A 24,685-nucleotide genomic window follows, 5' to 3' on the forward strand; every position below is an offset into this window, starting at 1 on the left:
ACTGATTTGCAGGCAGAAAAGCAGTCCAGAGCAATGAATCGATTTAGCCTGTGGACAGCTGCTACTTGCTAAAGGGGACTCATCCATGCAGTTGAGACGGTGAGTGGCCTGAAAGTAGAGCCGTTTTCAGGCGTCGGGGCTACGCCGAAGAGGTCAAGCGAAGCCCCTTAAACCCCACGTGCCGCCCCTTGATTCATCTGCCTTGCGCCAGACCATGGTTGCAGTCGTTGGGCTTGACCAGCGGCTACGGTGAAGTGCTGGGTTTGCCTAGCAAAATCTCCGTGCTTTGTTGCTGGTTTGCAGATCGCCGCATGACCATGCCGTACGGCACCTGTCCGGGCCCACTGTGTATTGGCTGTAGTCATGCATGGCCACGGATGACTTGGCCAAGGTCAAAATCCGCTACGGGGATGAGGGACGATGACGCCGTACCGTTTGCCAGATATTGACGCCTCACTGGATAACTAAGCGCTACGCTCAATACATAAATAATTGGCAGGCATGATCTCGCCTGTTTTAAAGGAGGCACGACGGTGAGTGTGAACACGATTGATTGCAGTGCAGCGTTTGTGGCCAATGGGGCCGTTAACAACTCCCGTTTTATTTCAAGTTTCTGCAAAGCAAGGATCTGGTAGTTATGTATACCCGTCCCGAGGGGGCAGTTCGAATCTGGTGATGGGGTTGCATTACACGGTCACCGGCGTGGGTCATGATAATGACGCGAGCATCACGACCAGAGAGATTCTGGCTGGCCCAGGGTAATTGATCATATTTCGGGATAGAGCGGTTTATCAGCAGGCTATGTCACGTAACGAGGGAACGTTAATGCACAAGACGCACACAGGCCTGCTCGGCAGATTGGCCCGGCTAGTTCAGCAAGGTTTTGCACTCTTTCGACTGCCTTTGACGCGGCCGTTTGGGCGTGACTATTACGAGGCACAGAATCGCCGCATTACCTCAGTCAAAGACCCTGTTGACCCGCAGGATGTAGCGACTAAACACTCTGTTGAAAAGCTCATAGCTGAACGTGTCGCCAGCGCCGAGGACCTCGCTGATACAGCAGATAACATTATTTATGTCGGCCCAAACGAAGAGATTGCAAAAGTGCAGCATCTGTCTGGCTCGCAGGGTTCGCTGTTGTTGGGGCATAACTCTGAGACGGTGGCGGATGTACTAAAGCGTGTTGGCGAAAACAGTTACTTTGCCATGGGAGGCGTTGTTCAAAACACCCGTGACTACTCGCTGAACGGTGACAACGTGCTGCCCGAACTTACTGTGTTCGCCAAAGTGAATTTTGATGCTTCGGGCTATCATGCCTCAGGCTCATTGGGGAGCATGACAACGACCGCTTCCCCCGCCGGCTCAGACTTCTCGCTTTACATGGTGACAGTTGTGCTTCAGACCGAAGTTGCAGGTTGCTTGAATATCAAGTTCGACGGCGCGCCGATAATGTCTGATCAGCCTTCGGGCTACTTGTTTTCAACAGCGCCCATCAAAACAGAAGGGGTCGAAAATAACCGCGCCATTGACGCCAATACCTACAACTTCATCTACGCGACGAGTGGGACGGCGTTCGCAACGGTGTCTATAGAGAGTGATGCCTTGTGGGGCGGCCGGGTCTATTCGTTATCCCTTGTGCCTGTGGCGGAGACGATGTTTGCCCTGGCGGGAGCGGGTACAGAGAACGGGCCAAAAAATCCGATTGGTTTCAAGGCCTGCGCTTATGGTCGAAACGACATTGCATTTGGGGATAGATACACACTTGCCAGCCTTAAATACGATGGATTACCTCAAACCCCTGCGCATAACCTTGCGATTGGCGCCAAAGCTCTGGCAACCAATCAGTTCGGTGACCAGAACACCGCGATAGGGACCTACGCACTTGAATTCAACGAAACATCAAACAACATTGCGTTAGGGTACTCGGCTGCAAAACTCAATACTAAAGGCCGAGAGCTGACAGCTATTGGCTATAAATCCCTAACCAATAACACCACAGGCTCGGCCAACACAGCGACGGGATTTTGGTCGCTAGGTCTGAATACAACCGGTACAGATAACAGTGCGTTTGGTTGGTACTCATTGCGAAATCTGCTGCTGGGTAACTTCAACACTGCCCAAGGCTCCAACGCTGGAATGATGGCCTTGTCCGGGTCGGGTAACACTTATGTGGGGGCATATGCCGGTTACGGCAATGGGGTTGCCTATGCCACCTATGCCAATACAACGGCCGTGGGGCGAGAGTCCTTGGCCGCAGGTGACAACGCCATCGCCATTGGTTTCCAGGCGCGAAGCGGCTCCTTGACTCTTTCGTCGCCATTTTCGGTGGCCATTGGTTCATCTTCTAGGGCGACAGGTGCCACGCCTTGCGTGGCTGTCGGAGCTTCTAGCACGGCAAGTGGTGACAGAACGGTGGCCATTGGCGAGTCTGCGGTTGCATCAGGCCCTAAATCAGTGGCCGTTGGCGCTTATTCTGAGGCCAGTGCCCAATATGTTACGTCTGTCGGCACTCAGGCGGGTGCAGGCAGTACCGGGATCAACAACACTTTTTTAGGCGCCCTGGCAGGATTTTCTCCAAACGCTTTCAACGGTTGTACCCTGCTTGGATCGAGCACTGCTGCGACCGGGGATAACCAGGTTCAGTTGGGCGCGTTCGGTACGGTCCCGTACGCGTTCGCGGCTCTTCAAATTCGCGCGGATGAGCGTGATGCGACGGATGTGAAGCCGCTAAAAAAATCATATGAGTTTATTCGTGCTCACAAAGGCATGGCGATTCAATACAGATACGACCTGCGGGCGCAGTATACGAGCGGTAAACCAGATGGGTCTAAAGCCGGAAAATCCCTCCATGCGGGTTTTCCTGCGCAGAAGGTTAGCGCGCTTGCCAAAAAGATAGGCATCACGTTCACGGGTGTAAGCCATCACGCAGATACCGGCGGGCTTGATGTCTGGTCAATGGGGTATGAGGAGTACGTTCCGCATTTGGTAGAAGCACAAGCCATCGCGATAGAAATGCTAGAAGCCCAAGCATTAGAGATAGAGCGGCTGTGGGCACGGATAAAAGTGCTGGAGGGGCAGAAGGACTAGACATTCATCACGGCATTAGCCCGGTATGAGCGTTTACATCGAGGGGGCGGGCAGTGATGCCCGAGTCGTGCCCCAGAACTAGCGTGTTAAGGCGTTGCCTGAGCGTGATGGGTCAAGGCAACGCCGTATCGTGATCGCCTCTCTTGCAGTGCGCGGACACGTATTTACAAGTGCTCTGAACGAATATATGCCAGGTTTTTTGTACTAAGTAGCTGTTTTTTAATAAATTTGTACGTTTGGGGGTTCCCAGATGAAACAAATGTTGGTAAATTTGCGCGCATTCCTGGACAGGTCATCACATGGCCTGCTGCAGAGGGCATATATGCCACCTGCGCAGAACAACCAGGAATAGAGTGCCAAGCACTCGTCGCAACAGATACAGGGGCGTCGCCAAGCGGTAAGGCAGCAGGTTTTGATCCTGCCATGCGTTGGTTCAAATCCAGCCGCCCCTGCCATTTTCTCCAAGCTTATTTCGTCGAACCACCAGCGCCTCTGCGTCAGGTGATTTCGTTGTCTGTTTTATCTCCTCCTCTATCTATGTTCTTGTTCAGCACGCTCTGTTTGCGCTGTCATGGCCAAGTGTTATCGCGCGCTTGAAGCCTTAATCAGTAAAGATTGGCGTGCACGCACGCCAATCCCGTGGTGGTTATGCCTGGGTGCTGCTCAGTGGCGGGGTGCGAGGCGGGATCATGCGCTTTGAGCCCGTGGCCTCAAACGCGCTGGCCAAGCCGAGCAATGACGAATCATCGTAGGCGCGTCCGGCAAATGTCAGCCCGACCGGCATCCCGATATCCTGCATCACGCCCATGGGGACGGTCACCGTCGGAACGCCCAAGTGGCGGATGGCCAGGTTGCCGTTAGCCACCCATACCCCATTGCTCCAGGCAATGTCGGCAGATTGCGGGTTGACGTCCGCATCGGCCGGCCCGACGTCGGCCACGGTGGGGAAGATCACCGCATCAAGTTGCAAGTGATCCATCCAGTCTTCGAGGTCGATTTTGCGTGTCTGTTCCAGTCCGCGTAAACCGTCGGGCAGCGTCGTGATCTGGTCCCACGGCGTGATCCCGCGCTGGGCCATTTTCACGTATTCGTCCATGCCGGCGGCCAGATCGTCTTCGCGGTTGGGCAGGGTGCCGGGGTCGTGGGGGAAAATCTTCGGCCCGTCGACATCGGCCAGCCGATTCAGTTTTGGGTCGCCATTGGCACGCAAGAAGTCATCGAAAGCCCAGGCCGACAGTTCCCACAATTCGTCATGCATAAAGGCTTTTGATACCAGGCCGCGATTGAAAACCGTCGGTGCGCCTGGGCGGTCACCCTCACAGTTGGACACCAGCGGGAAGTCCACTTCAATCACCTGCGCCCCGGCCGATTCGAGCGCCTTGCGTGCCTGCTCCCACAGCGCAATCACAGAATCGCGGGTGATGATTTTTTGCCCGGTGGGGCCGCCAATGCCTGGCTTTTCTGCGGTGCCTGCCTCAGGGTCTGCGTTGATGTACATGCGGGGCACACCGAAGCGCTTGCCGGCAAGCGATTGCGGGCTTGCGGCCAGTTGTGAATACGAAGCAGGGCGCACTGAAGAGGCGCGAGGGATCGGCACCCACGGCTGCAAGCGCCACAGGTCGCCACGGGTATCCGGGTCATCGGCGACCACAATGTCGAGCACTTCAAGCAGGTCAGCCATGGTTCTGGCGAAGGGCACCACCACGTCCATAGTCGGGGTTAAAGGCCAGTTGCCACGCACTGAAATCACACCGCGCGAGGGGGTGTAGGCACACAAACCATTATTCGATGCCGGGCCGCGACCGCTGGACCAGGTTTCTTCAGCCAGGCCAAAGGCTGCGAAGCTGGCGGCGGTGGCTGTGCCTGCGCCGTTGGAGGAGCCGCTGGCAAACGGTGCGGTTAGATAATGCGCGTTGTAGGGGCTTTCGGCGCGGCCATAAACACCGCGCTGCATGCCGCCGTTGGCCATGGGCGGCATGTTGGTTTTGCCCAGGCAGATGGCACCGGCAGCGCGCAGGCGCTCGATGGTGAAGGCATCGCGATAAGCAATCAGGTTCTTGAAGGCCGGGCTGCCAGAGGCTGCGGTCAGCCCTTTGACCAGATAGCTGTCTTTGGCGGTGTAGGGGATACCGTCCAGCGGCCCCAGGGTTTTACCTTCGGCGCGACGGGCATCCGCTGCCTGCGCTTCTTCGAGCGCTTGCGGGTTGCGTACCACGACCGCATTCAGTGCGGCGTCGGTGTGTGGACCGTCATAGGCTTCGATGCGCGCCAGGAATGCCTCGACCAGCGCTACGGCAGTCGTTTGTCCCGACTCAAGCGCGGCGCGCAGTTGGGCTATCGATACTTCAGTCACTTCGATCATGCCTTCACCCCCGTTGATCGGGAGGTGGACAGGAGACTGCGCTCATCAGGCCTGCATTGGGTTTCAGAGGCATTGTGTTGCTCAAAATGGCTTGTCATATCGGTTCTCATTGCACGGCTCACACAACAGGGGCTGAACGTGGGGTCAGAGCTTATCTAATCCGTGGGCGGTTAGGCCATCTGCGATGCACATTCAGGATAAATCGCCGCTTGTGGCGCGCGCTTTCTTTTGCTTGAGGCTGGCAGTCCTCAACATGCTGGAGCGGCAGGTTAATGCGCTTCAAGCGCAGCCTTGATGAGTTAAGGCCAAAGGTGAAATAAGCCTGCAAATTGGATCCGATTGCATAACCTGCTGAAAAGATTCAGCTCGTGGCCAAGTAGAATGGGCTTATGAGTCTAATCTAATGAAAAATATGTGGTTATTTAATGACTTAGATCAGTAATAAATTGAAAATATTCATGCAAAATATCTTGTTACGAGTTGTAACGCTGAGGTAAGATCGCCCCGCGTTCACCTACCACGGTTTATGCATTTTTAAGGCCCAAGTTTCCATCAGCTACTTGGGCTTTTTTTTGCGTGCGATTTTTATTGGATCCAAAAGCGGGCAGCCGTGGATCCGGTTATCGCGTGAGGGCCGTTGTGCCGTCAAACACAGGCTTACCCTGCATCTGCTCAGTGCTTGAGCGCCACATCTTCAGGATTGATGGTCTTGCACACTTGCTGCATCGCCTGCGCTTTGGACTCCTCACCGTTCTCTAGAGAGAACTGGATCAGCCACAACCGCGCCTCACGGTTGAAAGGTTGGCGCTTGAGCCGTTCTTCCCATTGCTCGCAGGCTTTGCCCTGCGGTTTCAAACCCAAGTCGATCGCATCACCCATCGCCACTGCCCGGTTCAAGGCATTGGGCGACAGCCTGTCGTCAGCTACATCACTGTTTAATGACGGGCGGCGCGCGTGCGCAGGGAAAATGAAACCGCGCTATCAGCGTGCTATCGTGCTTGCCATTTTTGAGGGGATACGTGATGCGAATGCTGATTGGCGCTGTGAGCCTGGCCCTGCTGGCCGGTTGTGTTTCATCTGCGATGAACGAGGCCCGCAACCAAAAGCCGTTTCGCGTGCTGATGTCCGACAAACCGACACCGCTGGTGGCTCAGTGTGTTCAATTTGCGTGGCAAGACGAAGCGGTTTACGGCGTAGATGCCAGTGGCTACATGGACAACGCTAACAACGGCCGTATGACGGTGTATACCCGTGGCGCCGAGTCGTTTGCTGACCTGCAACCTCAAGGCACGGGGACCGAGGCCAGCTACTACGCCGCCAAACCCGATGACAGCGTGGCCTTGCGCCGTCTGGCCGCGTTGGCCACGTGCTTGTAACGTCGCAACGTTGGCGCTGAGATTGACCCCGTGAGCCTGCGTCAGGGTTTTGTGTTGACCCGTCATTGGCGCGATACGCCGTCGGGCATCGAAGTCGAATTCTGGTTGGCCACCGATGAGGGGCCGCAACAGGTGCGGCTGGCGTATCAGACCTCGACCGCATTCATCCCGGCCCAGCAGCGCGAGCAGGCTGAGGCGTTGTTGCAGGATGAACGCAACGTTGAGTTTCGCGTGTTGGCTTTGTGCGACTTTCAATCGCGCCCGGTGGTGGGGCTTTATTGCCAGCAGCACGGGCAGTTGATCGACATCGCCCAGCGGCTACGGCGTGCCGGACTGGATGTGTATGAGGCCGACATTCGCCCCCCGGAACGCTACCTGATGGAGCGCTTCATTACAGCCCCCGTGAGTTTCAGCGGCCAGGTGCAGGCTGATGGCCTGCTGCTCAATGCGCAAATCAAACCTCACCCCGACTACCGGCCGCGTTTGAAACTGGTGTCGCTGGACATTGAGACCAGCGAGCAAGGCGACCTGTACTCGATTGCCCTCGAAGGCTGCGGCCAACGACAGGTGTACATGCTGGGCAAGGCCTCTGAGACCGACAGCGCTGTCGATTTCGACCTTGAGTTCTGTGCCAGTCGTGGTGAGCTGTTGCAGCGTTTGAACCAATGGATGGCCCTGCACGACCCGGACGCAATTATCGGCTGGAACGTCATCCAGTTTGATATGCGGGTGTTGCATGAGCACGCGCGACGTCTGGGCATCCCGCTGTTGCTGGGGCGTGGCGCCAGCGAAATGCAATGGCGTGAGCACGGCTCGCGCAACAACCATTTCTTCGCCAGTGCGGCGGGCCGTCTGATCATCGACGGCATTGAGTCGTTGCGTTCGGCAACGTGGTCATTTCCCTCGTTCAGCCTGGAAAACGTCGCTCAAACCCTGCTCGGTGAAGGCAAGGACATCAGCACGCCGTATCAGCGCATGGACGAGATCAATCGCATGTTCGTCGAGGACAAACCTGCGCTGGCGCGTTACAACCTTAAAGACTGTGAACTGGTCACGCGTATCTTCGAACACACCGAACTGCTCACGTTTTTGCTGGAGCGCGCCTCAGTGACGGGGCTGGAAGCGGACCGCAGTGGCGGCTCGGTGGCCGCGTTTTACCATTTGTACATGCCATTGATGCACCGCCAGGGCTTTGTCGCGCCCAATTTGGGCGACAACCCGCCCCAGGCCAGCCCCGGCGGTTTTGTGATGGAGTCCCAGCCGGGTTTGTACGAGTCGGTGCTGGTGCTCGATTACAAGAGCCTGTATCCGTCGATCATCCGCACATTTCTGATTGACCCGCTGGGGTTGGTCGAGGGCCTGCGCGATCCGCGCGATGAAGCGTCGGTGCCGGGCTTTCGCGGCGCACGGTTCTCCCGCACCCGGCATTGTCTGCCCGCGATCATCGAGCGCGTGGCCAATGGCCGCGAAGTGGCCAAGCGTGAAAAGAATGCGCCACTGTCCCAAGCGCTAAAAATCATCATGAACGCGTTTTACGGCGTGTTGGGGTCCAGTGGCTGTCGCTTCTTCGACACCCGGCTGGCTTCGTCGATCACCTTGCGCGGTCACGAGATCATGCTCAAGACCCGTGCGCTGATCGAAGCCAAGGGTTACAGCGTGATTTACGGCGACACCGACTCCACCTTCGTCTGGCTGCGCAGTGAACACAGCGAAGCCGACGCCAGCCGTATCGGCCGTGAATTGGTCAGCGACGTCAATCAATGGTGGCAGGCCCATGTTCAGGCGCAATATGGCCTGAGCAGCGCGCTGGAACTGCAATTTGAGACCCACTACCGACGCTTCCTGATGCCGACCATCCGCGGGGCTGAAGAGGGCAGTAAAAAGCGTTACGCCGGGATGATTGAGCGCCCCGACGGTCAACTGGAGATGGTCTACAAGGGCCTTGAAACCGTGCGCAGCGACTGGTCGCCGTTGGCGCAGCAGTTTCAGCAGGCGCTGTACGAGCGCATCTTCAAGCGTCAGCCGTATCAGGACTACGTACGCGATTTTGTGCGCAGTACCCTGGCGGGCGAACATGACGAATTACTGATCTACCGCAAACGCCTGCGCCGCCCGCTCAGTGATTACGAACGCAACGTGCCGCCCCACGTGCGGGCGGCGCGCCTGGCCGATGACTACAACGACCAGCACGGGCGGCCACGCCAATATCAGCGTGGTGGCAGCATCCGCTACGTGATTACCGTGGCCGGGCCACAGCCCCTGGAAAACCTGACCGCTGCGGTGGATTACGACCACTACCTGACGCGTCAGCTACAGCCTGTGGCGGATGCGATTCTGGTGTTCGTCGATGACGACTTCAGTGCGCTGGTCGGCGGGCAACTGGGACTGTTTTAAGCCTTGTCGGCTGCATCAGCCAGGGCTTTGGACTTGGCGCGGTCTTTGGCGGCCTTGGCTTCAACGGCCAGGCACTCCATGCAGAACTGCTCTGCATAGGTCATGAAAATCTCGGTGGTGTCGTTTTTGATCGTGCGTGAACCGGCGAGGATGTAGCGCATGCGCTTTTCCGTCACGCCGATGCGCGAGGCAATCCAGGCCGGGGTTTGGCCGATGCGGTCGACAAGTTTGTTGGCGTACTCGGTGTCAGGGTTGTAGCGGTCAGCGTTGGGGTACATGGGGGTTCCGTGTGCGGTGGATTCTGAGCAGGGCGGCAGGGTACTCCTTTTTGCCGGGGCAAGTCTGGCAAATCCCGCGCTAACCGACGCCCAGCAACTGCCCGCCTGCGCTGCATGAACGAGCGTTCCTGACGTTCACCCACACCCGCGAGAGGAATGTTCATGACGGCACTGGACGTTTTTTGGGTCGGCCTGGGCGGTGGCCTTGGCACATTGCTGCGCGGGTGGATCGGCCTGCGGGACGCACGGCGGTATAAAGGCGACCTGCCGCTGGGTACGTTCTTGATTAACGTCAGCGGGGCTTTCGTGATCGGCTACCTGCTGGTCTCGGTGTTGCTGGGCGTGGCCACGTCGTTGTTCAAGAGCAAGCGTATCAATCAGTACGTCCATGTCATGGTTGGCACCGGGATCATGGACGGGTTATCGACGTTCTCAAGCTTTGTGTTTGGCGCGGTGCAAATGATGAATGACCCGGCGCAGGTGTTTGTGTCTGTGTGTTATCGGGTGGCCAGCCTGGTGGCAGGGTTTGTTGCGGTAGCACTGGGTTTGATCGCCGGTGCCAAGTGGCCAGCACCGCGTGCAACCGACACTGCGCAGTGACACGACATACCCGCACGCAAGCGCTTGCGTACGGGTTGAACGCGTAAGGCTTAGCCCAACGAGGTGCGTTTACCGAAGAACATGTCGGTGATCAGGTCGTTATTGATCGTGTCGCCTTGCAGGGTGCGCACCAGCAGTTCGCTGGCCAGCTGCGGCAGTGAAAGCACCATGGTCGGGTTGACGCGCTTGACCTTGTTCATGTTTTGGCTTTCGTTGACCAGCGCAATGGTTTGCGTGTTATCGCCCACCACTTCTTTGGCCGCCAGCACCACGAATACGTTTTCTGCGTCACTGTCGCACAACGTGACGATGTATTTGGCTTCACCCGCACCGGCCAATCTCAAGGTGGATGCCGCCGAGGTATCGCCCTCGATAATGTCTGCTTTATCCGGCAAGTCGTGCTGGGTGCCAGGTGCGCACACCACTGTCACATGCTCTCCGCGATCAGTCAGGCTCTTGTAGACGTTTTGAGCCAGCGAGCTGGCGCCCACCAGGATGTAGTGATTTTTACGTGCCATGTGGGTAATCCTGCCTTTAACAATGCGTTGGAGGTTGTTGCTGATCAGCGGGCCGGCAATCGAGGCCACCGAGATCGCGAAGATGGTGATGCCCAGAATGATCACGGTCAGGGTGAACATGCGCGCATCGGTGGTGTGCGGCACGATGTCGCCAAAGCCCACGGTCGACATCACCACAATGGCGAAATAGAACGCGGTCGGAAGATCGCTCACCTGGGGTGCAAACTGCTCGCCCATGTAGAGCGTGCCGAGCATGCTGTAGACGATCAATGACGCCACACTGACCACGGCAAAGAAGCTGCCGGTGGCCAGGCTGTAATGGTCAAAGCGGCGCCAGTAATACACCAGCACCGCAATGGTGAAGAGCGAGTAGAAGGTTGTCCCGGTGGTTTTTTTTACGATGAACACGTCGACGCAGACGGTGGACACCAGCAACAACAGGGCAAAGAACCAACTGATGCGTGACTTGATCACCAAACCGATGGACATCAACAGCAACACCAGCCCGACCACGAAACCGGGTATTTCCAGTAAGGCCAAAAAGCTCAAGGCCTCCTTCCAGGTGTCGAAGGTGTCTAAGGCCGCGTTGGAGTGCGCGACCCCGCGTTGCAACACCGGCAAAAATAAAAGAAAGCCATTGATGGCCACAAGCAAGGCGACCCCATAGGCAAAGGAAAGTCTGGCTTTTATGTCCTCTTTTAAAGTCATGGTTGCTACGACGCCTCAGTGAAAGAGTGGGTGGAGTGTCGATCAGGTAATAACGGGCACATCCCTTTGCTGAACCTGTTCATCAGGCATTGGCTCCTAAGTGGTCATAACCGCGCAGGTAGTAATTCAAGGCTGAGATCAGCCAGCACAACACGAACATGCCGATGATCCAGTAGCCAATTTCACCGAAGTGATCGCTGATCGCATTGATCGGGGTCCAGATGCCGCCGCTCAATTCAAGTTTGTCGGCAATCAGCCCGAGCGCTTCAACACCGCCGATAAATAACGCGACCACCACCGACGCCGCCGTGATGGTGATGTTGTAGTACAGCTTGCGCAACGGCTTTGAAAACGCCCAGCCGTAGGCGCCAATCATCACGAAGTTATCCAGTGAGTCGATCAAGGCCATGCCCACGGCGAACAGCACCGGGAACACCATGATTGACCACAGGCTGATGCCGTGGGAGGCGCTGGTGGCGCTGATGCCCAGCAGTCCGATTTCGGTCGCGGTATCGAACCCCAGCCCGAACAGAAACCCCACCGGGTACATGTGCCAGCTTTTGTTGACCAGGTTGAACACTCGGCGAAACAGGCGCGCCATCAAACCGCCGTTGTTGCTGACAATCCCGTCCAGCTCTTCAGGGGCGAAGGTTTTACCGGCTTTGACCTGTTTAAATTTTTTGTACACCGAGCGCAAAATCACCAGGTTGAGTACGCCAAACAACAGCAGGAATAACGACGACACAAGGGTTCCGATCAGCCCGCCGGTTTCATGGAACCAGGCCATATCGTCCTTGAACGCCATGGCGGTGGCCGCGATGGCAAACGAGGCCAGCACCACAATGGTGGAATGGCCGAGGGAAAAGTAGGTGCCCACGGCTATCGGGGTTTTACCTTGCTGCATGAGTTTACGGGTGACGTTGTCGATGGCGGCGATGTGGTCAGCGTCCACCGCATGGCGTAAACCAAAACTGTAGGCCAGCAAAGCCGTGCCCATCAATACCGGGTTGGTACCCAATTCACTGAAGGCCCAGAGCCAGGCCAGCGCGTTGGCAACAATCAGACCGATCAGCAAATAGATCGCGTTGCGCGTGGTCCTCGAAGGTGCCGTTTGGACCAGGGGTTGGGCTATCGCTGTCATGTAAAGGCTCCGCTAAGGGGTAGATCGCTATTGTCGGTGGGCAGGCATGACGTCCTTGTTGGTCACCAGAAACAGCCACGACGCCAAGACAAACGGCATGGTCAAGGTCGGTATGCCCACCGGCGTCAGTAGCGTATTCAAAGCACCCTGTACAAATACAGTGAAAATTACGCCGATCAGGGTGTAGATCAGCACACGCCAGCTGAGTTTATTAAACGTCGAACCCAGCGCAATGGCCGTCAGCACGGCACTAAAGGCATACATGCCATTGTTGATATTGGCGTGCTCGGCTTGCAGCACCGTGGCGGTGAGCACAGCCCCAGGCCACGGCCGGAATGCCCTCGCTGTAGGCGCCGACGATGATCGCGGCGAAAAACAGCACGCCGGTCAGGGGGTTGTTCTGGAACATGACCTGAGCACAGCCGCGCAGGCTGACATCGATGATCTCAATCAGCCGATTGCTGTTTGCCCATTGTGTGCATTTGGGTGCGGGTGCATTGGCAACATTCATTGAATGTTCTCCCCATTAAAGATTCTCCGCAGGCTGCGAGCTGTTGATAGCTGAACCCGCGAGACCGCCTGATTAACGCCATAGGAATTGCGCTGGCAACGTCACGCCCAGCCTTTCTTCGCGGGCGATTTTCCAGAACTCACGGATCTGCGCTTTGACCTCGCCGCTGTCATTGCCCAGCACGTTGAAAATCAGCCCGCAGTTATTCGGCAAGCGCGTCACGCCACTGGCCAGCCCGGCCTTGATGTCGCACAGGGCAGGTACCCGCTCGACAATCCGCTCGTGGTGTTCTTTGGGCGTCAGCAGTACCACATTGGCGAACACATCGAGGTCGGGGCGCTCTGGCACACGCGGTGAAAAGTAGGCCTCGTACAGGTTAATTTGCCGGACGAAAACGAGGTGTCCCTGATGCCTCAGGAGCAGGGCAGATGCAGGAATTGAACACAAAGAGGGGGGGTGCGATGGCGCAATAAAAAAGGCCATTACCTTCATGGGGATCCGGTAATGGCCAAAAATCTCAACCAAAGAGAGCGTCAGGACTGACCTGACGGAGGCGAATGTATCAATCAGCCACTTAGTTAGCTAGCTAAGCAGGTGTGAAACAGTTTTACCCTGTGCGCAACAATGGTGCGTTTTTGATTCTCTGTTTTGAAAGCGCCTGCTTCGCTGAGCCGGGTATCGAAAGACTCAGGTCTGTTCAAGACCTTTGAACTGTTCACCTGAAGGGTTAAACGCTACCCTTCAGCCCCATGCATATACCTGACATGAATCTATTGGTTGCCCTCAACGTCCTGCTCGAAGAAGGCTCGGTGGTGGGCGCTGCCCGGCGCATGAACCTCAGCGCACCGGCCATGAGCCGTACGTTGACGCGTATCCGCGAAGCGCTCAATGACCCGATTCTGGTGCGCTCCGGTCGCGGGCTGGTGCCCACGCCGCGCGCCCTTGAGTTGCGTGAGCAAGTGCGCGGGGTGGTGGAGCTGGCGCACGGCGTTTTTACCCAAAGTCAGGACAGTGATCTGCGCCTACTGGACCGTACGTTCAGCATTCGCGCCAATGATGTGTTTTTCGGCGTTTACGGCGGAGCCTTGCGCCAGCAAATGGCGCTGGAGATGCCCAATGCCGCCCTGCGCGTGGTGCCCGAAGGCTTTACGGATGATGAGGCGCTGAACGAGGGGCGTATTGATCTGGCGATCAGTGCCACCCATCACTTCAGTGCCGATATCAAGGTGCAGCAGCTGTTTAGTTGCCCCTTTGTAGGGCTTGCCCGTGAAGGGCATCCGATTTTTGAGCAGGCCATGACCCCGCAACGGTTCGCGGGCTTCGACCACATCAGCGTGTCGCGCCGGGGTCGTGCCCGTGGGCCGATTGATGCGGTGCTGGCTGAACTGAACCTGGAGCGCCGGGTGCTCTTCACCACGCCCACGTTCTACTCGGCGATTTTTGCGTTGGCCGACTCGGACCTGATTTTGCCGTTGATGCCGCAACTGTTGCTCAGGACCCTTGAACCGTTGGGTTTGAAGCTCAAGGCATTCGAACTGCCAATTGCGTTGCAACCGGTTGAAATCTGCCAGGCTTGGCACCCACGCCTCGATAACGACCATGCGCATCGCTGGTTGCGACGCACCTTAAAAAACCTCTGCGATCACGCGTCGGTTTAAGGGTCGCCAGTCGATTGCGTTTGGTGCAATCCACAGTTGTCGATATATCAATTTTTATAGCTATCAGCGCTGATTAAACTTTTCGTCATCTTGTAAGGCGACGGAGTCAGCGATGTGTGGGCGTTATAGCTGTGGGCGTGATCTCGCGCCGAGAGTGGGGCTGTGACTGCGTTGACGGTCGGTGCGCAGGCGATCACCACGCCCGCACCGGCGCCCGCTGGCAGTGCAGCCTTTGGGTTGCGGATTTTTACCGGGCTGGTAGGCGTGTTGCTGGCGGTGCTGGTCTCAGGCTTTAACGAGAATGTGACCAAGGTCGCGATGCCGGACATTCGTGGTGCGATGGGCATCGGCTATGACGAAAGTACGTGGCTGCTGGCGGTGTATTCAGCCACCTCGATCAGTGCGATGGCTTTTGCGCCGTGGTGCGCGGCGACATTTTCACTGCGCCGTTTCACCCTCTGCGCCATCGGTGCATTTTTATTGCTGGGTCTGTTGTGCCCGTTCGCCCCCAATGTCGATGTATTGATGCTGCTGCGCACCTTGCAAGGCTTTGCCGGGGGCGCACTGCCGCCGATGTTGATGTCCGTGGCATTGCGTTTTTTGCCCCCGGGAATTCGGCTTTATGGGCTGGGCAGTTACGCACTGACCGCCACCTTTGGCCCCAGCTTCGGCACGCCGCTGTCGGCGTGGTGGGTGGAATATGCCGGATGGCAGTGGGCGTTCTGGCAAATTATTCCGCTGAGTCTTTTGGCGATGGGGTGCGTGGCCTGGGGCCTGCCGCAAGACCCGTTGCGTCTGGAACGTTTCAAGCAGTTTGACTGGCGCGGGCTGTTGCTGGGGTTGCCGGGGCTGATCATGTTGGTTCTGGGGCTGGAGCTGGGTCAGCGCCTGAACTGGTTTGAGTCGTCCATGATCCGCATTTTTATCGTCGCAGGCCTGGCGCTGCTGGTGCTGTTTTTTATCAACGAGTGGTCGCATCCGCTGCCGTTCTTCAAATTGCAATTGCTCAAGAATCGCAACCTGACACATGCCCTGATCACGTTGGGCGGGGTGCTGTTTGTGTTGCTGGCGCTGATCAAGATTCCCTCGGCTTATCTGGCGCAAATCCAGGGTTATCGGCCACTGCAAACCGCTCCGATGATGCTGTTGGTGGCCTTGCCGCAGTTGATCGCGCTGCCTTTGGTCGTCGCCTTGTGCAACCTGCGGCGGGTCGATTGCCGCTGGGTGTTGGCGGTTGGGCTGGCGTTGCTGGCGCTGGCGTGTGGCTTGGGTTCGCAGGTGACGTCGGTCTGGAGCCGGGAAAACTTTTATGTGCTGCAAGCGATTCAAATCATCGCTCAACCCATGGCCGTGATTCCGTTGCTGATGTTGGCCACGGGCAGCTTGCACCCCGCTGAGGGCCCCTTTGCCTCGGCCTGGTTCAACACAGTCAAAGGCTTTTCGGCGATGGCGGCGGGCAGCGTGCTGCAAGTGGTGACGCTAAATCGCGAGCATTTTCATTCGACGATGCTGGTGGATCGTGCGGGTAACTCACCGCTGGTGAGTGGCGATGCGGATTTGGCGCACCGCATCCACCAACAGGCGATGGTGCTGACCTCCTCGGACTTGTACCTGTGCATGGCCGTTTTGGCCGTGCTGTTGATCGTATTAATCCCTTTTGGCCCGACGCGGATTTACCCGCCACGGGCGCCGAGCTGAATCTGTAGTGGAGCAATGACATGAGTACAACGCACGGGCGCAAGCCCTGGCTGATGGCCGCACTGGGCCTGTTGAGCGTTCTGGTGCTGTATGGACTGTGGCGGCTGGTGTTCGCGGCCTCGCCGGTGCAAAGCACCAATGACGCCTTTGTGAGCGCGGACTTCACCTTGGTCGCGCCCAAAGTGGCAGGTTTCATTGACGAGGTGCTGGTGCAGGACAACCAGGCGGTCAAGGCGGGCCAGTTACTGGCCCGTATCGACCCCCAGGACTATGAAACGCAAGTACAAGCAGCCACGGCCGGCGTGGCCACGGCGCAGGCGCAGCAGGCCAATGCATTGGCCATGATGGAACGCCAGCGTTCCCTGATCGAGCAGGCCAATGCCACGGTGGACGCCGACCTTGCGCAGGTGGAGTTCGCCGCCCATGAGTTACAGCGCTATGAGCACCTGGCCGGGCAGGGCGCGGGTACGTTGCAAAACTCGCAGCAGGCCAAAAACCGCTCGCAAACCGCTCGCGCCTTGCTGGCTCAGCACAAGGCCGCGCTGGAAGCTGCGCGTCAGCAAACCCGTGTGCTGGTGGCGCAGCACACGGCCGCTCAAGCGTCGGTGCAGCACGCCCAGGCCTTGTTGGCCCGCGCCGAGCTGGATTTGTCGCACACCCGGTTGCTGGCGCCGTTTGACGGCATCGTCGGGCGCCGTAGCCTGCGGCTGGGGGCCTATGTCAAACCCGGCGACACACTGATGGCGGTGGTGCCGTTGGCGCAGGCTTATGTAGTGGCCAACTTCCTCGAGCATCAATTGACCCATATGCGCCCCGGTCAGCGGGTCACGATCAAGGTTGACACCTTCCCTGGCGAAACCCTGCACGGCACCGTGGACAGCATTGCGCCTGCCACGGGCGTGACGTTCGCCGCCATCGCGCCGGACAACGCCACCGGTAACTTCACCAAAGTGGCTCAGCGGGTGCCGGTCAAGATCAGTCTGGATCACGACCAGCCCCTGGCCTATCAACTGCGCTTGGGCATGTCGGTGGACGCGGCTATCGATACGGCGTCGGACCAGCCGCAACAGGTGAGTGCGCGATGAAACACACTGCATGGGCCTGCGCAGTGGTCGGTTACTGCGCGTTAAACCTGAGTGGATGCGTGCTGGGGCCGGACTTTAAAACCCCGAATTCACCTCTTGCCCCGCACTGGGCAGCCACCCCGAGTGAACCCGGCCACAGCGCAGCGGTGGAAACGCCGGTCGATACACAGTGGTGGCAGCGCTTTGGTGATGCGCAGCTCTCGGCTCTGGTTGCCGAGGCGCAACGTAATAACTTCGACCTGCAACGGGCGGCCAGCCGACTGGAGCAAAGCCTGGCACTGCGGCGTCAGATCACCGCCGACACGTTGCCCGCTGTCGACGCAGGGCTGGACTACAGTCGCAGCCGCAACAGCCAGCACGGTTTGAATGACCCCTCGGGACGCAGCGGCAAGCAGGCCTTCAACCTGTGGAAGGGCGGGCTGGGTTTCAGTTGGGAAGCTGACCTGTGGGGCCGGGTAAAACGTTCGGTGGAGGCCGCCGATGCGTCGGTACGCATGGCCGAGGAAGATCGACACGGCGTGCAGCTGTTGGTCATTCAACAGACGGCACAGCATTACATCCAATTGCGCGGCACCCAGCAGGCGCTGGCGGTGGTGGAGCAGAACCTGACCATTGCCCGGCGCACGCTGGCGTTGACGCAATTGCAAGTGCAGGAAGGTGTGGCCACGGACCTGCAAGTGTCTGAAGCGGCCGCGCAAGTCGCGGAAATGCAGGCGCGGCTGGCGCCCTTGCAGCAAAGCAGTTCGCAATTGATCAATGCCCTGAGCCTGTTGCTGGGCAGGGAACCGCGTGCCTTGCAGGCGCAATTGGCGACACCGGCGCAGGTGCCGTCTTATCAAGCGCCAGTGCCCATCGGGTTACCCAGCGAACTGGCGCAGCGGCGCCCGGACATACGCCGTGCCGAGGCACAACTGCACGCAGCGACCGCTGCCATCGGCGTGGCCAAGGCGGACTTTTATCCGCGCATCACGTTGTCTGGCAGCCTCGGGTTGCAGGCCATGCAGCTGTCGGACCTGGGCAGTTGGGGGGCGCGCAGCTTTGCGTTTGGGCCTGGCCTGAGCGTGCCGCTCTTTGAAGGCGGACGCTTAAAGGGCGCTTTGCAGTTGCAAGAAGGGCGACAACAGGAAGCGGGCATCGGCTATCAGCAAACCGTGCTGCGGGCCTGGCACGAAGTGGACGATGCGCTGGTGGCGTATCAGGCCAGCCAGCGGCGCCGTGACAGCCTTGCGCAAGCGGTGCGCCACAGCCAGCGCGCGCTCGACAGCGTGCACCAGCAATACGCGCAGGGCACCGTGGATTTCCTGAACGTCATGACGGTGCAAAACGCACTGCTGGCCAACGAAGCTGCGTGGGTTGACAGCACGGTAGCGGTGTCGTTGTCGTTGGTTGACGTGTATGCCGCGCTGGGTGGCGGCTGGGAGGATGGATCGGTCAATGCACGGCGCTGATGCAGCAAGCAACTGCATCACAAGTTGAGGGACTGAAGCGCGGGTGCGCAGATTTGCTATGCTCGCGCCCCTGATCGCCGCGTCTGCTGAGGCGTGTCCTTTGAATATTGAGCGTATTTATGCCTGCTGATACTCAACCCTGCGGGGTGCGCTTTTCCCGTTCTGACTACCGAACCTTGGGATTGGCGGCTTTGGGCGGGGCGCTGGAAATCTACGATTTCATCATTTTCGTGTTTTTCGCCCTGACCCTCAGTCAGTTGTTTTTCCCGCCGGACATGCCTGAGTGGCTGCGCTTGTTGCAGAGCTTTGGCATCTTCGTCACCGGCTATCTGGCGCGGCCGCTGGGCGGGATCCTGATGGCGCACTTTGCTGACCATTTGGGCCGCAAGCGGGTCTTCAGCCTGAGTATTTTAATGATGGCGCTCCCGTGTCTGCTGATCGGGATCATGCCCACCTACGAAGACATCGGCTACTTCGCGCCCTTGATTCTATTGGCCTTGCGCATCCTGCAAGGTGCAGCGGTCGGTGGCGAGGTGCCCAGCGCCTGGGTGTTTGTGGCCGAGCACGCACCGGCGGGGCGTCGCGGGTATGCACTGGGCTTTTTGCAGGCCGGATTGACCTTTGGTTACTTGCTGGGTGCGTTGACTGCCACGGTGTTGGCGCAGTTGTTTACCCCGGCGCAAATCCTCGATTACGCATGGCGTTATCCGTTTTTGCTGGGCGGCGTGTTTGGCGTGATAGGTGTATGGCTGCGCCGCTGGCTGAGCGAAACCCCTGTGTTTTTAGCGTTGCGCGAGCGCACAGAGGGCCGGGCCGAGTTCCCGTTGCGTACCGTGCTGCGCGATCATCGCAGTGCTTTGCTGCCGGCCGCGTTGCTGACCTGTGTGTTGACCAGTGCCGTGGTGGTGTTTGTGGTGATTACTCCCACCGTGATGCAGCAGCGGTTCGGGATGGACGCCAGCCACACGTTCGCCCTGAGCAGCCTGGGTATTGTGTTCTTGAACCTGGGCTGCGTGTTGGCCGGGCTGATCGTCGACCGCATAGGCGTGTGGCGCAGTATTGTGCTGTACAGCCTGCTGCTGCCGCTGGGCATTGGCCTGCTTTACGCCAGCCTGGTCGGGCAGTGGGCGCTGCCGGGGCTGGCGTACGCTTTTGCCGGCTTAACCTGTGGCATTGTCGGTGTGGTGCCGTCGGTGATGGTCGGGCTGTTTCCGGCGCCAATCCGGGTTTCGGGGATTTCCTTCACCTACAACATCGCTTATGCGCTGTGGGCCAGCACCACACCGCTGTTGCTGATCGCGCTGATGCCATGGAGCCCGTGGGTGTGTGTGGTGTTTTGTGCGTTGATGGGCATGGTCGGGCTGCTCACCGCCCGCCGGTTCGGCTTTGCGCGGGGCAATCATGTCGAGCAGCGCCTGGTGGCCAAGGTGGACCTGTAGTGCAGGTTTACGCTTAGAGAAAACCTTAGCGCTCAGGCCCGCCGAGCGCTGTCATACCGATCAGTGCGGCGATCCGCATGAACTTGGTTCAACGCACTGATGCGTTGCAAGGAGATTTCACGATGGTGTGCAACCTCACCCACTTTAGGTGCCAATTGACAGCATGCGACAACGGTGTGGGGGGGGGTCATTGCAATTGCTCCTCAAGCAGGCGGTCGCTGTGGTCGATGAAGGGTGTTTCCAGTGTTGAGTCCAGCGTGCGGGTCATGATCCAGTAGACCGTGCTGGCGACCAGTAAGCCGATGAAAAAAGCCACGTCAGCCCCACCCAGCGCCTGAACAGCAGGCCCTTGGTAAAACTCGAGTGACATGAAGGGAACCATTGCGATCAGTGCCGTGCAGTAGGCCACCAAGCCGGCTTTATTCCACAGGCCGTAGATACCCGACGGATTGAATATTTCACTGATGGCGTATCGGCCTTTGCGCACACCATAAAAATCGACCAAGTTAACGGCTGTCCAAGGCACGAGCAAATACAGCATCAGCAATACGAAGGTGTTGAAGCTACTCAGGTAACTCGACGGAATCGACAGGGTTATCAGAAACACCGCAGTAGAAATGATCAGAATGCCTGCGACGCGCACTTTGAGGCTCGGCGTGACCTTACGAAATCCGTCGATGGCACTGAGGCTGGTGAGCATTGCGCCATAACAGTTGATAGCCATAATGCCGATCAGTGACGGTACTGCTATCAGGACCGTCAAGGTGCCAAAGCCGGGGTAGAAGTGGTTGCCGACTTCGCGCACGCTGCCAATGGCATCCGGGACCGGCAGGGCAGAGGCGAGAAATGCGCCCAGCGCCATCAGCCATAGTGCAGAGCCTGCGGCACCCAGATAGGTCCAGAACACCACCTTGCCCGTCGGGGTGTCATGGGGCAGATAGCGCGAGTAATCGGACACATACACGGCATAACTGATTTGGTAACCGGCTGCGGCAGAGAGCTGGATCAGAAATGCGCTCCATGAAAAATGGGCGTTTGCCAAGGCTGCATCCATTTGCAATGTCATCAATGCACTGACAGTCAGCACCCCGAACACTGAAATCATCACGTATGTCAGCCAGCGTTGCACAGTGTGCAGAAGATCATGCCCGATGATCGCCAGCAGTACGGCGACGAGAATCAGTAACAGATACCAAGGGGCGCGCAGGCCGGGCAGTACGGTATTGATGGCATCGGTGGCTAGGATAACGTTGAACACATTGAAGCCAATGTAGACACATACAACCGCTGCGAAGGGGACGATAGCGCCACGCAGACCGAATTGCGCTCGCGACTGGATCATTTGTGGCAGGCCCATGCGTGGCCCCTGATTGGCATGGAAGGCCATGAAAAAGGTCCCGAAACAGACACCTAATACAATGGCCAGTATTGAATAAAGTGTGCCCATGCCCAACGCAGGTCCGGTGAAGCCGGTGACCATAGTGGTCAACACGAAGTTACCTGTGAACCAAAATGGCGCTTGATGCCACACCTTGCCGTGGCGCTCGTTGCGCGGCACATAATCAATGGAGCGAACTTCAATTTTTGGGCGCGCAGGGGTAACTTGGTTGTCAATGCTCATTGAACATCCTCATCTTTTCTTATAGGTCTGTTTGCCGCTTGCACACAGCCGGTGTCGTTGACGCCGTGTGAGGTCGGGCAAGTGTTATTCATGGGGGCAACATATAAGAATAAAATATGAAAAATAATGACTTCACGTATTTCTGAGCGTTCTAGCTCGCCTGTCTATGGTTACTGATCTCCGCTGGTCGGCATGTAGGGTTTTTCTATTTGTTATGTAGGATAGGTTGAGCTTGACTGGTTTCAGGTGGCTGTTTGGGCTGCTCGCATAGTGTTTATGCCAACGGAATGTCATGAAATGTATGGAGTGCAGTTATGTCGTCAATCCCTACGCGTTCGCTTAGATCTCCGATTCTTGCCAATAAAGATGTCACCGCCTTGATTCCTGATTTTCCATTTCACTACGGTCAATATCTCGATGATGCGCAGGCTCAGGGCAGGCCTTTGTGTCAAATTGATCCGCTGCTGCACGGCACAAAGACGGTCCTGGTTGTAGGGGCGGGTGTGTGCGGGCTTGTCGCGGCCTATGAATTAATGAAAGTGGGCCTGCATCCGGTTGTCGTCGAGGCCACTGACAGAATTGGCGGGCGTTTACATTCGGTGCTGCAAGGTGACCCTGAAGATCCGGACGCGCAGGTGATCTGTGAGCTTGGAGCCATGCGCTTTCCTGTGTCCGGAAAGGCCCTGTTCCATTACTTCAACAAAGTTGGAATGACCCTCAATTCGGCCCCTTTTCCGAACCCCGGTTCTGATGCAGCGGTCAGTACTGTGGTTGATTTCAAGGGCACCACCAACTACTACGAAAATCAGAGCGGGGCCTTTCCCAAACCCGCTGAATACGTGCGGCTTGAAACTGAGTTTTTTGAAAATTTTGTGGGAGGAGAACCTTTTAACTTCGAAAGAATTGAAGCCGCCATGACGGAAGGGACAATTGATCAGGCCCTTATAAAACGGTTATGGAATGGCGTGCTTAAATTAGCGGACGGCAGAAGTTGGGATGATGTAAGTTTTTATGCGGCTTTGTTACAAGAGTCGGGGTGGAGCAAACAGGATATTGATTTGTTTGGACAAATCGGTTTCGGTACAGGCGGCTGGAACACCGACTACCCCAATAGCATTCTTGAAGTGCTGCGTGTGCTTTACACCGCGCTGGATGCAGACCACACATTAATGTATGACGGCTCTTCAACCCTGCCGCAAAAACTGTGGTCAAGCACCGCGCGTGACCTTGGGGATGCGTGCGTTGAATGGGCGAACGACAAAAGCGTTGAATCGCTCAGCAAAGCCGTGTTGGCAACCCCCTTCAACCAAGAGGTTCGGGATATAAAGCGCGAGGCTGATGGCGGTTTTTCGGTATTGATTCAAGACAACTCAACTGACGGCCAAGCGGGCTGGCACCCCTTTGATTTTGTTGTCTACACCCCGCATCTGCGGATTCTGGACAAGATGCGCTACGCCAATACCCCGCAGAGTCTTGACCCGGAACGTGCGTTGCTGCCGCCTGAAACGTGGGAGGCGATCATGTATACCCATTACATGCAGTCGGCGAAGATTTTTGCAGCCACGACCTCTGCGTTCTGGAACGAAACACCCCCCGAGGGAAGCCCGCGAAAAATGAGCGTCACGCTGTCAGACCGTTTGACACGTGGCACTTACCCTGTTGATTACGCCGGCAGCAGCGGCAAGCATAGGGGCAGTGGCATCTATTTGTCCTACACGTGGAATGATGACGCGCTGAAGTTTCTCGGTGACAGGGCATCGTTGTCGCATGCTCAATTGTGTACCACGTTGCTTGAGAGTATTTACCCGGACATCAAGCTGGATGAACATTTCAGCACGAGCAATGCCTTTATCGAATACAACTGGGAAGAGCAGCCTTTCCATTTGGGTGCCTTCAAGATGAACCTGCCGGGTCAGTATGAATACCAACGGCGTATTTTTTCCCAGTTTATGACGGGCGTTGCGCAAGGCGATCCTGATGGGTTTGTGTTGGCTGGCGATGATGTTTCATGGACGGGTGGCTGGGCCGAGGGAGCAGTGAGCAGTGCCATCAACGCGGTTAACAAAATCGCGGTATGTCTGGGCGGCGGCAGTTATGCGCAGTCGCCTGGTCCGGTCGAATCGTGGGAGGCGTTAAAACCCATTGAACTGAACAACTGATGTTAGCGGGGCGTCACAGTGATTGCTGGCTTTAATAGGAAGCATTACTATTCGCGCCCCGCCTTCATAGCCCAGTGCAATGACGCATAAACCGCCCCGTCGAACGGGCTTTTTTGACCATTACGAAGAGTTGATTGGCACCTGGACCCGCCGCCTGCGCAATCGCCAGCAGGCGCAGGACCTGGCCCATGACACCTTCGTGCGCGTGCTCGAATCCGACTCGGATGCAGTCGAGCAGCCGCGTGCCTATTTACATCAGACCGCCCGCAACATCGCGGTCGATGGTTTTCGCCGTGAAGAGCTACGCGACGCCAAGGAGCAGGCAGCCGTTCCCCCAAGTTCGTCCGAAACGGGCGACCCGGAGCAGTACATGCGCGCTATCCAGTTGGCTGAGTCGGTTGAGCGGGCATTGCAGGAGCTGCCACTCAATTGCCGCAAGGTTTTCGTCTGGCAGAAGATTGAAGGCTTGACCCAGGCCGAGATTGCCGAGCGCCTGGGGTTGAGCAAGAACATGGTGGAAAAGTATATGATCCGCACCCTGCGCCATCTGCGTGAACGCGTGGAGGCTCCGTGAAGAGGTCAGGTTGCCAGACAGGCTTGAA

Annotated in this window: 20 protein-coding genes and 1 tRNA gene; 12 read left to right on the forward strand and 9 right to left on the reverse strand. The window is 57.5% G+C overall.

Annotated elements, in window-relative coordinates:
• Window positions 1–801: 801 nt before the first annotated feature.
• Together TU86_RS18115 and TU86_RS18120 are read left to right on the forward strand one after the other, a co-directional pair.
• On the forward strand, window positions 802–3,087 hold the full coding sequence (locus tag TU86_RS18115; protein WP_157395925.1) for a hypothetical protein: 2,286 nt from the start codon (window positions 802–804) through the stop codon (window positions 3,085–3,087).
• Between the two features lie 380 nt (window positions 3,088–3,467).
• Window positions 3,468–3,542: transfer RNA gene (locus TU86_RS18120), tRNA-Gln, on the forward strand.
• Window positions 3,543–3,733: 191 nt separating this feature from the next.
• On the opposite strand, the gene TU86_RS18125 is transcribed toward TU86_RS18120, so the two are convergent.
• Together TU86_RS18125 and TU86_RS18130 are read right to left on the reverse strand one after the other, a co-directional pair.
• Window positions 3,734–5,449, reverse strand: a complete 1,716-nt coding sequence (locus tag TU86_RS18125) for an amidase (RefSeq protein WP_048365685.1) — start codon at window positions 5,447–5,449, stop codon at window positions 3,734–3,736.
• 672 nt (window positions 5,450–6,121) lie between these two features.
• Entirely contained in the window at window positions 6,122–6,328 is a 207-nt protein-coding gene (locus TU86_RS18130) for a hypothetical protein (RefSeq protein ID WP_157395926.1), read from the reverse strand.
• 143 nt (window positions 6,329–6,471) lie between these two features.
• Here TU86_RS18130 and TU86_RS18135 point away from each other — a divergent pair, with 143 nt between their 5' ends.
• On the forward strand, window positions 6,472–6,825 hold the full coding sequence (locus TU86_RS18135) for a hypothetical protein (protein ID WP_048365687.1): 354 nt from the start codon (window positions 6,472–6,474) through the stop codon (window positions 6,823–6,825).
• 30 nt (window positions 6,826–6,855) lie between these two features.
• Window positions 6,856–9,219: a DNA polymerase II gene (locus tag TU86_RS18140; protein WP_048365688.1), complete on the forward strand. Its 2,364-nt coding sequence runs from the start codon at window positions 6,856–6,858 to the stop codon at window positions 9,217–9,219.
• On the opposite strand, the gene TU86_RS18145 is transcribed toward TU86_RS18140, so the two are convergent.
• The gene (locus TU86_RS18145) at window positions 9,216–9,497 is read right to left on the reverse strand and encodes a hypothetical protein (protein ID WP_048365689.1); all 282 of its coding nucleotides are present in this window, start codon (window positions 9,495–9,497) and stop codon (window positions 9,216–9,218) included. The genes TU86_RS18140 and TU86_RS18145 overlap by 4 nt on opposite strands.
• A gap of 162 nt (window positions 9,498–9,659) precedes the next feature.
• Here TU86_RS18145 and TU86_RS18150 point away from each other — a divergent pair, with 162 nt between their 5' ends.
• The gene (locus TU86_RS18150) at window positions 9,660–10,097 is read left to right on the forward strand and encodes a CrcB family protein (protein ID WP_048365690.1); all 438 of its coding nucleotides are present in this window, start codon (window positions 9,660–9,662) and stop codon (window positions 10,095–10,097) included.
• 50 nt (window positions 10,098–10,147) lie between these two features.
• Here the strand turns inward: TU86_RS18150 and kch are convergent, their stop codons facing one another.
• The 5 genes from kch to TU86_RS22620 form a co-directional block, all read right to left on the reverse strand.
• Window positions 10,148–11,323, reverse strand: coding sequence for a voltage-gated potassium channel protein (gene kch / locus TU86_RS18155; RefSeq protein ID WP_048365691.1), 1,176 nt, complete (start codon window positions 11,321–11,323; stop codon window positions 10,148–10,150).
• Window positions 11,324–11,405: 82 nt separating this feature from the next.
• Entirely contained in the window at window positions 11,406–12,464 is a 1,059-nt protein-coding gene (locus TU86_RS18160; RefSeq protein WP_048365692.1) for a HoxN/HupN/NixA family nickel/cobalt transporter, read from the reverse strand.
• A 27-nt stretch (window positions 12,465–12,491) separates the two neighbouring features.
• The gene (locus tag TU86_RS23385; protein ID WP_239658830.1) at window positions 12,492–12,779 is read right to left on the reverse strand and encodes an urea transporter; all 288 of its coding nucleotides are present in this window, start codon (window positions 12,777–12,779) and stop codon (window positions 12,492–12,494) included.
• Window positions 12,715–12,975 (reverse strand): urea transporter, encoded by a 261-nt coding sequence (locus TU86_RS23390; RefSeq protein ID WP_053076058.1) that lies wholly within the window; start codon window positions 12,973–12,975, stop codon window positions 12,715–12,717. Before TU86_RS23390 ends, TU86_RS23385 begins: the two co-directional genes overlap by 65 nt.
• A gap of 72 nt (window positions 12,976–13,047) precedes the next feature.
• Window positions 13,048–13,323 (reverse strand): hypothetical protein, encoded by a 276-nt coding sequence (locus tag TU86_RS22620; protein ID WP_239658832.1) that lies wholly within the window; start codon window positions 13,321–13,323, stop codon window positions 13,048–13,050.
• A gap of 401 nt (window positions 13,324–13,724) precedes the next feature.
• Between TU86_RS22620 and TU86_RS18175 the strand changes: the two genes are divergently transcribed.
• From TU86_RS18175 to TU86_RS18195, 5 genes are all read left to right on the forward strand, one after another.
• Complete coding sequence (locus TU86_RS18175; RefSeq protein ID WP_048365694.1) at window positions 13,725–14,633, forward strand: LysR family transcriptional regulator; 909 nt, start codon at window positions 13,725–13,727, stop codon at window positions 14,631–14,633.
• Window positions 14,634–14,804: 171 nt separating this feature from the next.
• Window positions 14,805–16,331: an MFS transporter gene (locus tag TU86_RS18180; protein ID WP_238936096.1), complete on the forward strand. Its 1,527-nt coding sequence runs from the start codon at window positions 14,805–14,807 to the stop codon at window positions 16,329–16,331.
• 20 nt (window positions 16,332–16,351) lie between these two features.
• Window positions 16,352–17,416, forward strand: a complete 1,065-nt coding sequence (locus TU86_RS18185; protein ID WP_048365696.1) for an HlyD family secretion protein — start codon at window positions 16,352–16,354, stop codon at window positions 17,414–17,416.
• Window positions 17,413–18,864, forward strand: a complete 1,452-nt coding sequence (locus TU86_RS18190; protein WP_048365697.1) for an efflux transporter outer membrane subunit — start codon at window positions 17,413–17,415, stop codon at window positions 18,862–18,864. The genes TU86_RS18185 and TU86_RS18190 overlap by 4 nt, the downstream gene beginning before the upstream one ends.
• Window positions 18,865–18,983: 119 nt before the next feature.
• Complete coding sequence (locus TU86_RS18195; RefSeq protein ID WP_048365698.1) at window positions 18,984–20,303, forward strand: MFS transporter; 1,320 nt, start codon at window positions 18,984–18,986, stop codon at window positions 20,301–20,303.
• Between the two features lie 187 nt (window positions 20,304–20,490).
• Here TU86_RS18195 and TU86_RS18200 read toward each other — a convergent pair whose 3' ends face one another.
• A complete protein-coding gene (locus tag TU86_RS18200; protein ID WP_420876385.1) occupies window positions 20,491–21,918 on the reverse strand; it encodes a purine-cytosine permease family protein in 1,428 nt (475 codons plus the stop codon).
• A gap of 320 nt (window positions 21,919–22,238) precedes the next feature.
• Between TU86_RS18200 and TU86_RS18205 the strand changes: the two genes are divergently transcribed.
• On the forward strand, window positions 22,239–24,083 hold the full coding sequence (locus TU86_RS18205) for a flavin monoamine oxidase family protein (protein ID WP_048365700.1): 1,845 nt from the start codon (window positions 22,239–22,241) through the stop codon (window positions 24,081–24,083).
• A 79-nt stretch (window positions 24,084–24,162) separates the two neighbouring features.
• Entirely contained in the window at window positions 24,163–24,657 is a 495-nt protein-coding gene (locus tag TU86_RS18210; protein ID WP_048365701.1) for a sigma-70 family RNA polymerase sigma factor, read from the forward strand.
• The last annotated feature ends 28 nt before the right edge of the window (window positions 24,658–24,685 follow it).

This window comes from Pseudomonas weihenstephanensis, from assembly GCF_001043055.1.
Lineage (GTDB): Bacteria > Pseudomonadota > Gammaproteobacteria > Pseudomonadales > Pseudomonadaceae > Aquipseudomonas > Aquipseudomonas weihenstephanensis.